This is a genomic window from Pseudoalteromonas sp. MMG033 (assembly GCF_057197785.1).
Window position 1 is genome coordinate 3,634,710 of sequence record NZ_CM170070.1, and the last position, 13,680, is coordinate 3,648,389.

The following is a 13,680-nucleotide window of genomic DNA, read 5'->3' on the forward strand; positions in this document are numbered from 1 at the left end:
TGATTGTTAAGTTTTTAACAATGTATGTAATAAGGCGTAATAGATATTGGCAAGTGAGTTCATTATGTTGCTAGGTAGATTTGAGTAGATGCAGCGTTGATTTACTCGTATCGATACAACATGTAAAAGGAACATTTATTCATGCCAAAGCTTAATTGGCGACACACACACTCGGTCAGAGATGGCCCCAACTTAGGTCTTTAAGCAAGTGAACGCAAAAATATATATGTGTGCTTGTGGGCCTTCAATTCAATAAAAAGCAGCCCTGTGGCTGCTTTTTTGTTATAAAAACCCACTTCGCTTTAAGAGTGAAAAATTTAAACTCTATTTTCAATTTCTCTTGAATACTTATAAATTTTTATTTAAAAATTATTTTCACTATAAATTGTTTTTTTTCTTGATTTTTTTCGGGGTGATGTGTAGTGATGAAGGTCGAAGGTTTTATATTATTTAAATTATTTTATATAAACAAGGGTTTTTATGTCTAGCTTTTCAAATGTAGAACGAGATATAGCTGATTTAGCGTTACTGGTCAATGAAAACCAATTGGTAACTACAAGATATGATGGTATAAAAGAAAGTTGGTTATATTTTACCGGCAGACTAGAGAGTGAGTTTAACTCACTTCTTGATGAAGTAAATAAATCGAGAGGTTTTAGGGTTGTTGGAGATTTTTCTTCTGGGTTTAACTATGAGCTTCCAAATGATATTGGTATTGACTCAAAGGGTGATTGCTGGGTGTACACAAATACAGTAGATTTGCCAGTCACTATACCTAAAGAGACTCTTCCTTCATCACCTAACTTTAAAAAAGTTACCTTCAGCTCATTAGAAGCCTTAACCGGACTTTCTAATGTTAGTGATTTAAATTTAACTCTGCCGCGTAATGTTAAAAAATCAACAGCTATTAATGACGATGCGCAAATAGGTACTTTATATATAATATCAGATCTTGATTATGCGTTATATGTGGTTGTTGATGGTACTGATATTGGAGGGTTTTATATAACCGGACTGGCAAGCGGTAGAAAGTTGAAGAAAATCATAACAATTAATGAGACAGTTTTGCAATATGGTACATTGCCTGACCTAGCTTCAACGACACTTGCATTACAAAGCGCTATAAATTTTGGGAAGGATATTGTTATTGATCGAGAAATAACTATAACAACAGTAAATTTAATTAGCGATACAACAATAAGGTTTGCGAAAGGAGGCCTGGTAAATACAGCACCTGGCAATAAAGCATTTCAAGCCATTGGAGCTAAAAACATAACATTACATAATCCCAAAATTAAAGGCGTTTATGCCGGAGTCCCAAGCATAGCAGAGCATGCTATTGATTTAACTCGCTGCTCTGATGTGGAAATATATTCACCTGTATTGACGAATATTGGGGGAAATGGGGTCAGGTTAGATCTATGTAATGATATTGATATTTATGATTTAAAAACCAATTCAACTGGCTTTTTAGGGTACATAGCGATTGACTGTAATAGAGATAGGTTGCATAGCGCTTATATTAAAGATGCAGCAGATCCATTCAGTGTACAATCAAAAGGAGGAACAGACTCATTAATAGATAATGTTACTGTGGAAAACCCTGATAGCTGCGGTGTAATCGTCAATACAAACAATGCTACGCAAACTCCCGCAATAAGGCCAAGAGTAGGGAAAGTAACAATATTAGGTGACGCAGGCCAGCCTCCTTTCTCAGGGACCAGAGGTGGTGTTTTTATGCAGTCTCAAGATGGCTTTATTGGTGAAGTCTACATGTCAAATAATAACTATATACCTCAGCTTAGTATTGGAGCAACTACTGATAATTTACACATAGGAAAGGTGACTGTTGAGTCAAATACTTCCATCGGGATAGATGTAGCAACTGATGTTGGGACAGTCATAATTCAGTCACTAATAGCCAAAGGTAACCAAGATAGGGCTGCAAGGTTTCGCAGTGGCAGAATACACATATTAGGTGGTGATATTAGAGATAATGGTATAGCCGGTACTGCAAATATCGAGTTTATAGATTGGGATTACTTTGTTGTTTCTGGGGTTACATTTCAAAGGGTAACAGCTGGTAGTACTCGACCAAATATATTATTAGCAGCGAGCAGCGGACAGGGTCTAATATCTGGCAATAGTTTCACAAGAAATAATCAGCCTGACGTTAAAACTGTAACTGGAGAATTCAGAATTGATTGTCCTAATGTTTCTGTGCACGGAAATGAAAATTGCTTTTTGCAAGTAACAACAGGGTGGCTAGAAAGATTTGAAATCAAAGATGGGCTTGTTGTTGAAAGTGGTTACTCTAGGGCTACCGCACCAAAAACTGGAACGTGGATTTCTGGAGATACAATCAGAGCCAAACCTTCAAAGGCTGGTGATGCTACAAAATTTGTTTGCATTTCCGAACCAAACACTTTTTTAGGTGCAGGTATAGTTTTGAATGTACTTTAAAGACAAAATTGATATCGATATATAAAGAGGCATATATAAAGGATAGGTACAAATCTTTGTTACACAGAAACCTACCTAAAAGAAGCGCTTAAAATATTAGGAACTAATGTGAAAGTCTTAGCTAAAAAGAATTGGAGTTATATTTTATATGAATTGGATGACTCATCTTGGGCGTTGGATGTGATGGTCCATCACTCGGGAGCAGAGGTTTCAATGTGCTTTCAGCTAATTGAAACAGAAGTTAACTCCATTAAAAATGACGAGAGCTACTTGGAAGAGCTCGCGAAAGCTATTTCATTTAGCCCAAGTAGATATAAAAGTAGGCAGATAGTACTTCCAAATTAGGTTTTTATATTTTTCAAAACTAAGAGTTTATGAGACAGGCACAAATCTTTTGCTTAAATCGAGATTTTTTTCAATGTTTAAATATCCAGTTTTAAGTTGAGTTAAATGGGAATGAGTAGAGCAAGAAAGATATTGAAAATGTGCCTGTCTCTTTGTTTTTCTTTTTTTATTTTTTCCTGGAGGTGCTATCTCTGGAGGGGACGATAAACTATCTCAGATGTAACTCAAGTTCCCTTAAGATTGCTCAAACTTAAGTAATTGTTTGGAGTATTAGGTTATGAAACCAGGTTATGAAGAAATAAGAGGAGTTTGCTGCATGCTTGTCCGAGAAAGAGGCAAGTACTTTGTCAATTATGACAGCGGTGCACATGGATCAGGCGTAACCGTTAAGGAAATCAAGGAACAGGACTTCAATGCAGTAAAAATCGGCAAGTTACAAATTGAAAATATAGTAGATAAATATCGATTTCAATAATTCGGTAAGATAATTGGACAGACAAGGCAGCTGCAAATTTATTGCTTAAATCAAGTTGTTCTGCTGTTTTATTATTCAGCTTTAACTGATTTTTAATTTGATTGGTGAAAGCAATGGATACTTAATAGATTTGCCTTTGATGACTTATTATCAATTTAATAAAAATGTGCCTGTCCTGTTGTCTAGCTTTGTTTCTGTTGAAAAGGACTACCTCATATACCTTTAAGACCCGTGCATGCATTGCGCAGATGCAAAAAAAAATACCAACTAACTCAAGAACAAGTTTATGACATTAAGGAGAAAAAGCCTGAGTAAAGCTAGATGCTTGTAATAAGACCGTTGATTGTACTTTTGTGAGTATACTTGCTTGCAAGTAGACGTCGGATCAACTGATATACTTAATATCGAAAGAGAGAAATATGGTATTAAAGTCACGATTTAATGAAAGTGAATAATAAACATTCCAGATTTTGTGTGGTATAAAAAATGAGCGAGTGTTAGGTGTTATTACTAATTGTAGTAAATCAAAAATAAAGGAGTGTTGTAAATTGCTTTTATTTTATTATAAAAGGGACTTGGTGAGAGGGGGAAGTGTACAGTGCCCTGCCTGTAAAAGCTCACATTGTACTTATACATCTAGTGTGAATTATATCACATTTATGATATTGCCTATTTTTCCAATTAGTCATTGGCACTGTTATAGCTGTTTAAATTGTTTGAAAGTGATAAAAACACAGCCTGACTCGATGGAGTACTTCCCTAAAGTAAGTAAGATTAGAGTTCTTAATAAATTTATAGGCATACCAATCGCCGTAGTTATATTTCTTATGGTGCAGGCTTATAGTCAAAGTTTGGAGAGAGTGCAACAACAGTTTCGTTTACACCCTCAAAAAAACGATATTTTATTTATTGATAACTTCAAGATCACTGCCGAACCTAGACAAGTCTTATACCCCTATCGAATCGCTAAAATAACTAAAGTAGACGTTGAAGACCAAACTCTATCATTTGCTCTGAGTAACTTACGATATAAGAATATGTCTAGAGTAAAGAGAGACTTTGTAGTACAGCGCTACTTGTTTAACAGCTTTTTTGAAGAGAAAGAGCTAAAAGTACCTATCAAAACAATGTTCGATGAGGAAAAAGTGATAAAGATAAATAGACCTTTTGAACCATTAGATGTTGAAAACTTACACGGCGACGTTGAGTTTGATAAAAGTTTTGAAGAAGTACCACGAATAAGGTAAGTATTAGCCGATCGATGAGGTTTAAAGCTTTAAAGTGCTTATTTAGAGAATACTGACTGTATATCAGGCATGTAAGTATTTAAACCATCATAATTTATGTACTTACAGATAAATATCTAGGTAATACCTGAATAAAGATACACATATTCAAACTGTTGCACGAGATTTTAGCTTTAATAGTAGGTTTTCTTGCCCGAAGAGAGTAAACCATCATTATAACTTATAGCTGTCTGGCTATGATGGAGCGCCAGCGCAACTTTCAGAATATCGACGTTATGTGTATCAGCATCATGATAAACAAGCACTCAATCACAACGTATATATCTATTTATCGACAACGACTGATTATTAGATTTGATATAAATAAAATAGCAGCTCTAGTGAGCTGCTATTTTTTGACCGTTTTAATCATTCATTATTTAATGATTAGTTGGTCTTCGTATGTATAGATGCCGTTTGGATCTGTTAAGTTGAATACTTTAACAGCCATCGTTTTACCAGCCGCGTTTTCACACTGAACGATTTGGTAAAGAACCGGTTGTGCAGTATCGTTTGTATATACTTTATCTTGTGTGAATACATCTGAGTGGAATGTATTTGATGTATCACTGCCGTGGAATAAACCTAGAGATAGACCACGGTTAGCGACTGTATAACAGTATGATTGGCTCTTGTTTTGGTTATTTACGTTTAGCGTGCTCTTAACACGGAACGCTGAGTGGTACCCAAATGAGTATGGTTGATTAACAAAGTCACCTGCTGGTTCTACTGTGATGTCCCAATCTACAATTGGTGCGCCAGGTACGTTTACAAGAACGTTATACCATGTGTTGTCTGCATCATAGCAGCTTAAGTGAAGTGTTTTATTGTGAGTAAGCTTGTCTTCTGCAATCGCATTAGTCACACCAATTGTTGCAGCATTCGCGTTAGCAGCATCTGCCTGAATACCAACGTTTACTACGTGGCTGTTATCAACATTTGAATATAGGTTACCGTTATCGCAGCGAGCACCGTCACGAAGTTCAACATCAGCTGAAAAGTTATGTGCAAATTCACTAGTAATAACTACACGGCTAACTGGGCCATATGAGTAAACAGTATGACGGTCATAACCATTTGTATCAGCAACATTGATAGGTGCAGCAACTGCACTTACAGCAGTTAACATAGCAGCAGCGAGAGTACCTACTTTAAACATTTTCATCTTTTTTCCTTTGGTCGTTCTTAGTTCAGTTATTTTCACTTGTTAGTTTTAGTCAGTTACCACTTGGGCCCAAAGTGTTAACGAGATGAAAAGTAGCAAACAAAATAGGGACGAGCAAATAAGTCGTACTATGAGAGAAGTTTGAAAAATGAATAATTTTATGCGCTTAAAAAACAGTTGTTTAAGTGTGTTTTTGTATTTTCAATGAGTGTTGTGAAGTACTTTTCTATGTAATCCATAATCATTAATCACCATTAAAAACTTATTCATTGTTTAAAAATAATTAATTATTTGAAGTTTGTGTAAATTTATGAGTGCTGAATTGCAATTTATGAATGGTAAAGTCTTATTTTAGATGAAAGTAGAAAAGTAAATTCGGTAACTTCTTTATTACTGAATTGTTTTTACTGCGTCTGCTAGTTTTTTCTCTGACCATTTTTCAGGTTGTGAGGGGGGCTTGCCCATTTCAAGTGTTGTGCCTGTCCCGGGTGTTGAGATCACAACTCGGCCAAACTCATTTTCGATTACGATTGGATGCTCACTGTCCAGTAGAATGACATCGATTGTGCGCGCATTATATAAATTGCCCCCCCAAAAGTCGGTGCCTCTAATCCCAATAGAGCCCATGGGTGTTTTAATTTTAAAATTTGGGTTTGTGACTTTTGTGATTTCTCCTGTGACCACTCGAAATGCTCCTTTAATAAATTCAAAGTGCGCTTCAGATGTTTTTTGATGTTCAAATTGGTTGACGGCAAACTGCGTGTTTTCACCAAGAGTAAGTATTGTTCCCTCAGTAAACCTGAATTGGGCCCTTGCATGTTTACCTGTTGTTAGCGTATCGGCCTTGTAAATTTTAGATTTGCGCTTTAACTGGCGCTCTTTAATAGATGAAGTTGCTGTAACTTGTTCTTTTGCGATTATGACTTTGGCAACCTGTGTGTTTGCAAAACACGACCCGGCAACAACTAATAAGCTCAGCAGTACTAATTTCATTATTTTATTCCATGACTATTTCTTTAAAAATAGAGCGGTAAGCGTAAAGTGTCGAGTTTAACAACACCACAAAATGTAGAGAAATATTCACATTATTTATCAAGAAACGTCGGATTGTTGATTTAACTTTAAAAGGTCAAAAATTCGTGCGAGTGAGAGCAACTTCCTTATATGACAGTGAACCGTTGGCGATCATGCGAACGGGATCATTGCACTGGGCTACTATGCAGTTAAATAAGGCCCCTTATTTTACAAAGTCGCTGTTGCGTCAGCTAAGTTATTTTTTTTCACCTGAATTTCAAACACCAAAAAATACGATAAAAGTGATCAGTAGTGCCAAAGCGGGTGTATTTAGTTTAGGTGGAGACTTAAGCAGCTTAGCGAATGTGGTAAGCCAAAGAGATGAAATCTGGCTTAAAGATTATGCTTTCACTTATATGACTTTATTACACCGCATTTTAAGTGGTGCGAAATATAACATGACCAGCATTGCTTTGGTACAAGGCCGAGCTTATGGAATAGGTATGGAGTTGGCATTATGTACTGATTGTGTTGTAGCCGAAAAAGAGTCAGTGTTTTTGTATCCGCCAGCGGTATTTAACCATGGTCTAGAGCACTTTTTGGTTCGTAAACTTCAACATAAGTCATCGCGCTGTGCATTAATGGAAGTGATGTATTCAAATCGGCGATTTAGTGCCAATGAGTTATACGATTTGGGTCTTGTGGATGTTTTGGTTGACGCCGGTGAAGGTGAGCAAGCTGTGAGAGACCTAGTTAGTCGTGCACAAGCTTGTGACCTTGGCCATGCGGAATTACAAAAGTATAGATATCAAAAAAGCATGCATTCACTCAGTCAATTAAATGGTGTTGCTGATACCTGGGTAAAGCGTGCGATTAAAGGGGATGCAAATCAGCAAAAATACTTACGGCGATTGGCACGCATGCAATATTAAATTTAACAATCATGGCGAAGCGGGCCGCTTTGTGCGCAAGGAAGGGATAAAGCGGCCTTTATTTTAAACAAAGTGACAAGTTACTTCATGCTTTGTTTGCGATGCTTTTTAATTGCTTTGGCAATCCGCTTTGCAGCGCGTTGCATGGTTTTTCTATTGGGATGCAGTCCGTCACTCATGGGCTCAAACCCTTTCCAAATATCTAAAAATATGGCGTCGGGCACTTCAGTGCGTAGGCGGTTTAACCTGAGATCAGAAAATGTTTCGTAATTTTCTTTACTGATTATCCATGGCCAGTTGAATCGATTTCGTAATGTTTCCCAATCTATGGCGTCATAGTTCGGGGCTTTTGAAAAAATGGGGGTGATCCCAGCATCTAATGCACGATTAGCAACGCTAACAAATGTATCAATGTACGAGTTCATTTGCTCAATGGTACATTCTGAAGTTTCTGCCATGGGAATACCAAACGCGTCAGGGTGATTACAATCGTTACCACGAATAATAACGATATACTCTGCTGATACTTCACCAGAAAATGAAGTAACCCTGCTTAGGGCTTTGGTAAATAGTTTTTCATATCCCTCCCAACCAGGCCCCACACATTCAGGCCCAGGAAAACAAGTCAGTCTGTCAAACGTTGTCGCACCAGCTTGGCCTTCATTGATGAGGTGGCCAGATAAACGAGGTTCTCTGATCAAGGCATTACCAAGTGATAAGTATTTCCCTGAATTGATGGCTATGCCGTTCAGTGGCGCTTCAAGGTTATCGAAATAAGGCATTTTTGCATTCGCAAATGAGGCTCCAATTAAAAGCAGCGGTGCTTCATCTGATTTTGTTGCAGCGCTTGCATTTGCACAGAGTGATAACCCAAGGCCACATATCAAGGTTTTTAAGGTATTTACAGTAAACATACTATTCCTTTTGTTTGAAAAATGTTCACTTTTAAACTTAAGGCATGTTGCTAATTCAGTAATTAGCACTTTGGTCGGTTATCGTCATGTTTGACATAAATACACGGTAATTAAATTTCACATAGTTTGCATACCTACGTTTTTTATTAGCCACAGCCATATGTTCAGAATTTGAGTATTCGGTACGACGGCTGTCATCGTGGGTGCGTATTAAGCTATTTGATACGCCAAAGTGCATCATAAATTGCTGAGTAATATCATGATCAAAATTCTCAATCATAGTACGGTTTTTAATTTGTTACTGGATAAAGGTGTTCTTGTTGTGCCAACAACCGGGCCTTTGGAAGTGGCTTCAAAAGGGTTAATTTGCCAAGGAGAGATAGCGGTTCAAGATGATATTGAGCAATTTTTGGCTAAAAAAGTAAACATGTCGCCTTATATCAATGGAGCATATGCGGCGGGTGGGACAGTCACTTTTAGTGCTATCAACGATATTGTGTTATCCGAAGTCACATTTAAAGGCGGGGCGCCAATTGTACTTAAAGGGGACATTGTTTGCGCATTAAGCGTGATCCCAGCACTTAACCCGCAAGGGGTGCCAGATCCAGGACCTCCAACTGAGCTAACTGTGAAATATGAGCCAACCCAGCCGATTGTTGTCTCGAAATAAAAGGTATTAAAGCGTATTTAATCTTGTGGTTCAAAGCCATCTATGACAGGTATATCTGATCCTGTTAAGTTAAATACGCCGCTCGACCAGCAACTTTAAGTAGGTCTTTAATATTCCTCTCCAAAAGAGGTTTTTTCTATTTTGGTTATCTCAAAAGCCTACCTAATTACGTTGTATTTGATTTCCTGTCTTTTCTTTTCTTTTCTTTTCTTTTCTTTTCTTTTCTTTTCTTTTCCTTGCCGCACGAGCACTTTATTTTAGAGAACACTACTTTATATGTAACTAAACCCTAATTTCCACTAGGTTTAAGTGCTTTATAACAATAACTTACAAAAAATTCATTTTAATTTTCACACCCTTCAGACCATGGCGTCATAGCAGTACAAATTAACAAATAAACACACATCAGCTGGGACTGATGTGGCGGAGCCGTGCAAAGGCTCTTCATTTTCGAGGCACAAAGAATAGGGTGGGTTTGTTCCCATTGATTTGCCACCTGACCTGCAATGACCGAGCAGCTTTGTGCCTCTTTTCACCAAATTCTAGCCTAAACGGCTCTTTAGAATGTAATTATCAACGTAAGGAAAAACTATGCCTCAATATAAAACCCCAGACGTCTACGTCCAAGAGAAGTCAACTCTGCCTCCGTCAGTTGCAGAAGTGGCTACTGCTATCCCTGCATTCATCGGTTATACAACAAAATTAGATGATGACGGAAATGTTGCTTATCTAAATTCACCAGCACGTATCACCAGCATGGTTGAGTTTGAAGCAGTATTTGGTAGTGCCTACCAAGAAAGCTTTAAAGTTGCGCCTAAGTCGACTGGTGGCTTCAATGTTACTTCAGACGGTTCAATGCTTGCTGACGCATTTTTCTTTTTACACCAAGCAGTGAGTCACTTCTTCGCCAATGGCGGCGGTGCGTGTTATGTCGTTAGTATCGGTGCGCCAGACGCAGGACTTCTTTCAACAGATCCAGTAACTGGTGAAATAAACCTACTAGCTGAACAAGCAGCAAAGTTCACAGCGGCTATCACATTACTCAATAAAGTCGATGAAGTAACGCTCATCTCTTGTCCTGAAGCCATTGGCCTGAGCACGGTTAAGCATTACGAAGTGCAAAATAAGGCGCTTGTTCATGCAGAAAAGAGAATGGATCGCTTTGCACTTGTTGACGTTCAAATGCAAGCAGATGCAGACAGCATTGACCCAATTGCTGATGACTCAAAAGCACTGAGAGCGGGCGCTACATTGGGCCTTAAATATGGTGCAGCTTACTACCCATATTTAACAACAACCATGGCACGTGCATATGACGCGAAGAAAGTGGTTGTTAAAACACCGCTAACAGCACAAGCTTGGTGGCCAAAAGCGGCTTCACATGAACTGGTTTGTGTGGGTGACGACGGCAATTGGGCTGCAATTGGCCAAGATTACTTATATAACCCAGAAGGGGCGAACGACCCAACGGCTGCTGAATATGACCCATCAGGCAATCGTTACTTAGTGCCAGAAACTGTCTTTGCAACAGACGGTGATAAGTATTATCGCCTTACTGATGGTGAGCAAGTTGACCTAGCTGGCGGTGAAGTCACAGCGACACCAGGCGGCTCTGCAATCACAATCTCAGATGATTTCAAATTAACTGACATCATGCTTCCGAAGCTACAACTTGCCGCAATCGGTGACCCTGCTTACCCATTCTCATCAGCTGATGTGTACAACCAAGTAAAAGCAGAACTTGGTAAAAACTACCTTGATTTACCACCTTCACCAGCAATCGCGGGTGTGATGGCTAAAACAGATAAAGACCGTGGTGTTTGGAAAGCGCCAGCGAATGCTGCACTTGCACAAGTATTAATGCCTAAACTGGCAATTGATAATGCAGATCAAGAAAACCTCAACGTTGATGCAACTTCAGGTAAGTCTATCAATGCTATCCGTACATTCGTAGGTAAAGGGACGCTTGTTTGGGGTGCACGTACGCTTGCAGGTAACGATAACGAGTGGCGCTATGTGTCTGTACGTCGTCTATTCAACATGGTTGAAGAGTCAGTACAAAAAGCAACGCACTTCGCAGTATTTGAGCCAAATACACCATTCACGTGGCTAAAACTTAAAACCATGATTGAAAGTTATCTAGAAGGGCTTTGGCGCTCAGGTGCTTTCTTTGGTGAAACACCAGAGCAAGCATTTTTCGTCAACGTTGGCCTTGGTCAAACAATGACTGAAGATGACATCAACAATGGCTTAATGAACATTGAAATTGGCCTAGCGGCAGTACGTCCAGCCGAATTCATCGTTCTAACATTCTCTCATAAGAGCCTAGAAGGCTAATTAGTAAGCCTAAATGGCAATTAGCTAATCAAACATTGCTATTTGGCGCTGAGCCTTGGCGTCAAATAGATATTAATTATTACTTACAGCATGACTGTAAATACCGAATTTTTGGAGTTATTACATGGCTACTACTAAAGCAGATATCGCAGCAGAATATCCAATTCCCGTCTATCGATTTGTTGTCAGCTTCGGCGAAGAGAGCATTCCATTTTCAGAAGTATCTGGTCTAGACATCGGCGTTGAAACAATTACTTATAAAGATGGTTATGGCAAAAAACACATGCCTGGGCAACCAACAGACGTCAACATTACATTGAAGCGTGGTCTGGTTAAACAGAAGAGTCAATTCTACGATTGGATCTCGTCTATCAGCTTGAACTTAGTTGATAAAAAAGACATCACGATTTCATTGACGAATGAAGACAGATCTCAGCCACTTGTGACGTGGAAAGTGATCAATGCATTTCCTAAGAAGCTTACAGCACCTAGCATCAACGGTGGCTCTAACGAAGCCAGTGTTGAATCATTAGAGATGATGGCAGACGACATTAAGATTGAGTTCCATTAATTTTTAAATCTCTTTTAGGGCACGCAAGTGCCCGCTTAGGTGGCTAATATGTTTCAAGACCCTAGAACCCCGATGGTCGGGTATCGATTTTTAGTTGGTATTGTGGCCGCAGGTATTCCGAATCCCATTGATATTTTGTTCAAAGAAGTCAGCGGCCTGAAAATGAACCGCAGTATCGACTATACCAATAACCGTGTCAGTATCGCTAACCAAAAACAAGCGAAAACACTCACTTTAAAACGTGGCGTCTTTCAAGGTGGTAGCCCTTTGATGTTGCAAAATCTCGTATTTGGCGATGCTTGGAATACCTACTTGGTTAAAAATCAAATTTTGATCACCACCTTAGATGATAACTATTTACCATCGCAAGCTTGGCTTGTTCAAGATGCATTTTTAGAAAGCTGGGAGTGGGAGGGGATTGATGCGAGCAGAAATGATGTACTTATTGAGTCTCTTAGCTTTAGTTATCGCGATTTGGTGGCAGTGCCTATTCCTGGTGTGCCAGTGTAAGGAGCTAGATAGATGGAAGTTAAGTGTAACAATGTGCGCGTTAAAGCGCGGATCAGTGCTGAGCAACCCTCCAAGACTTCAGCGGCAAATTCGAGTGACATGCCCAGCGAGGAAACGCAGCAGGCTCTTGGGTCCGAATATCATAGCAATGCAGTAAGCTGGTCCGAATTACAAGACTTATTACACCAGTTAGAGTCAGATTTAAAACGACACATCGAATTTAGATTTGCACGCCAAGGTAAGGAAAAAAGGCCTTAATTATGAATAAAGCAGACGGCATTAACGCAAGTGGCTTACCACTTTGTAAAGTGACTTTTTATAAAAAAATTGAGCGCGGCGATGGCAATAAATTGGGGGAGTTGACGCTGCCGTACGATCCTAAATCACTCAATGTCACTCATCAAAATTGTTTAAAAGACTCTAAAGCCATTGGCTCTGAAAGCGGCTCTGCACGTTATCAAAAGTCCCCCCCATCTAGTTTAGCGATCACGTTTTTATTAGATGACACGATTATCGAAACACCCGCTCAATATGCAATGACGCTTAGCGGTGAAACCACCACTGAAGACAGCATTCAGGATATGCTTAAATACGGCCTCGCTGTGCAAGGGGAAACACACTTGCCCGGGTTTGTCACAATTATGCCTTTGAACATGGTACTTAACCATGGTGCCGATGGCGGTTTTCACGGCATGTTCAGTGATATTAATGTGATAACTGAATTGGTTAATTCCAAAGGTAATCGAGTCAAAGCTCAAGTCGTTTGTAATATCTCTGAGTGTCTATCTAGCAAAGAAATTAAGCTCAGAACAGGGAAAAGCTCGCCTGACTTAACGCACGAATTACAGTTTATGGATGGAGATAGCCTAGTGTCAAAGGTGGAGTCCATATACGGTAAAGCTAACTATGTTCACCAAGTTGCAAGCGTAAACAGACTGCCTTCGATCCGCAGTGCCAAGGTGGGTGACTACATTACTTACCCGCCATTGGAGCGATGA

The 13,680-nt window shown here is 39.1% G+C and carries 14 protein-coding genes; 11 read left to right on the forward strand and 3 right to left on the reverse strand.

Translation table 11 applies throughout. The features are described 5' to 3' along the window. Positions 1–480 precede the first annotated feature (480 nt). The 4 genes from AC2CZC_RS15810 (at position 481) to AC2CZC_RS15825 (ending at position 4,530) form a co-directional block, all read left to right on the forward strand. A complete protein-coding gene (locus tag AC2CZC_RS15810; protein ID WP_484582531.1) occupies positions 481–2,463 on the forward strand; it encodes a hypothetical protein in 1,983 nt (660 codons plus the stop codon). A 108-nt stretch (positions 2,464–2,571) separates the two neighbouring features. Continuing rightward, positions 2,572–2,808, forward strand: coding sequence for a hypothetical protein (locus tag AC2CZC_RS15815; RefSeq protein WP_484582532.1), 237 nt, complete (start codon positions 2,572–2,574; stop codon positions 2,806–2,808). A gap of 277 nt (positions 2,809–3,085) precedes the next feature. Next, complete coding sequence (locus AC2CZC_RS15820) at positions 3,086–3,283, forward strand: hypothetical protein (protein ID WP_484582533.1); 198 nt, start codon at positions 3,086–3,088, stop codon at positions 3,281–3,283. Between the two features lie 722 nt (positions 3,284–4,005). After that, positions 4,006–4,530 (forward strand): hypothetical protein, encoded by a 525-nt coding sequence (locus AC2CZC_RS15825; protein ID WP_484582534.1) that lies wholly within the window; start codon positions 4,006–4,008, stop codon positions 4,528–4,530. A 415-nt stretch (positions 4,531–4,945) separates the two neighbouring features. On the opposite strand, the gene AC2CZC_RS15830 is transcribed toward AC2CZC_RS15825, so the two are convergent. Continuing rightward, entirely contained in the window at positions 4,946–5,734 is a 789-nt protein-coding gene (locus AC2CZC_RS15830) for a hypothetical protein (protein WP_484582535.1), read from the reverse strand. Between the two features lie 390 nt (positions 5,735–6,124). Beyond that, the gene (locus AC2CZC_RS15835; protein WP_484582536.1) at positions 6,125–6,727 is read right to left on the reverse strand and encodes a FecR family protein; all 603 of its coding nucleotides are present in this window, start codon (positions 6,725–6,727) and stop codon (positions 6,125–6,127) included. Between the two features lie 224 nt (positions 6,728–6,951). Between AC2CZC_RS15835 and AC2CZC_RS15840 the strand changes: the two genes are divergently transcribed. Further along, on the forward strand, positions 6,952–7,680 hold the full coding sequence (locus AC2CZC_RS15840) for an enoyl-CoA hydratase-related protein (RefSeq protein ID WP_484582537.1): 729 nt from the start codon (positions 6,952–6,954) through the stop codon (positions 7,678–7,680). An 80-nt stretch (positions 7,681–7,760) separates the two neighbouring features. On the opposite strand, the gene AC2CZC_RS15845 is transcribed toward AC2CZC_RS15840, so the two are convergent. After that, complete coding sequence (locus AC2CZC_RS15845; RefSeq protein ID WP_484582538.1) at positions 7,761–8,594, reverse strand: SGNH/GDSL hydrolase family protein; 834 nt, start codon at positions 8,592–8,594, stop codon at positions 7,761–7,763. A 259-nt stretch (positions 8,595–8,853) separates the two neighbouring features. Between AC2CZC_RS15845 and AC2CZC_RS15850 the strand changes: the two genes are divergently transcribed. From AC2CZC_RS15850 to AC2CZC_RS15875, 6 genes are all read left to right on the forward strand, one after another. Then, positions 8,854–9,264: a hypothetical protein gene (locus tag AC2CZC_RS15850; protein WP_063363962.1), complete on the forward strand. Its 411-nt coding sequence runs from the start codon at positions 8,854–8,856 to the stop codon at positions 9,262–9,264. Between the two features lie 591 nt (positions 9,265–9,855). Next, positions 9,856–11,601: a phage tail sheath family protein gene (locus tag AC2CZC_RS15855; RefSeq protein ID WP_484582539.1), complete on the forward strand. Its 1,746-nt coding sequence runs from the start codon at positions 9,856–9,858 to the stop codon at positions 11,599–11,601. 124 nt (positions 11,602–11,725) lie between these two features. Next, positions 11,726–12,172 (forward strand): phage tail protein, encoded by a 447-nt coding sequence (locus tag AC2CZC_RS15860; RefSeq protein ID WP_039609825.1) that lies wholly within the window; start codon positions 11,726–11,728, stop codon positions 12,170–12,172. 48 nt (positions 12,173–12,220) lie between these two features. Beyond that, on the forward strand, positions 12,221–12,682 hold the full coding sequence (locus AC2CZC_RS15865) for a phage tail protein (RefSeq protein ID WP_039609826.1): 462 nt from the start codon (positions 12,221–12,223) through the stop codon (positions 12,680–12,682). A 12-nt stretch (positions 12,683–12,694) separates the two neighbouring features. After that, positions 12,695–12,940, forward strand: coding sequence for a hypothetical protein (locus AC2CZC_RS15870; protein ID WP_063363960.1), 246 nt, complete (start codon positions 12,695–12,697; stop codon positions 12,938–12,940). Between the two features lie 2 nt (positions 12,941–12,942). Continuing rightward, on the forward strand, positions 12,943–13,680 hold the full coding sequence (locus AC2CZC_RS15875; RefSeq protein ID WP_063363959.1) for a CIS tube protein: 738 nt from the start codon (positions 12,943–12,945) through the stop codon (positions 13,678–13,680).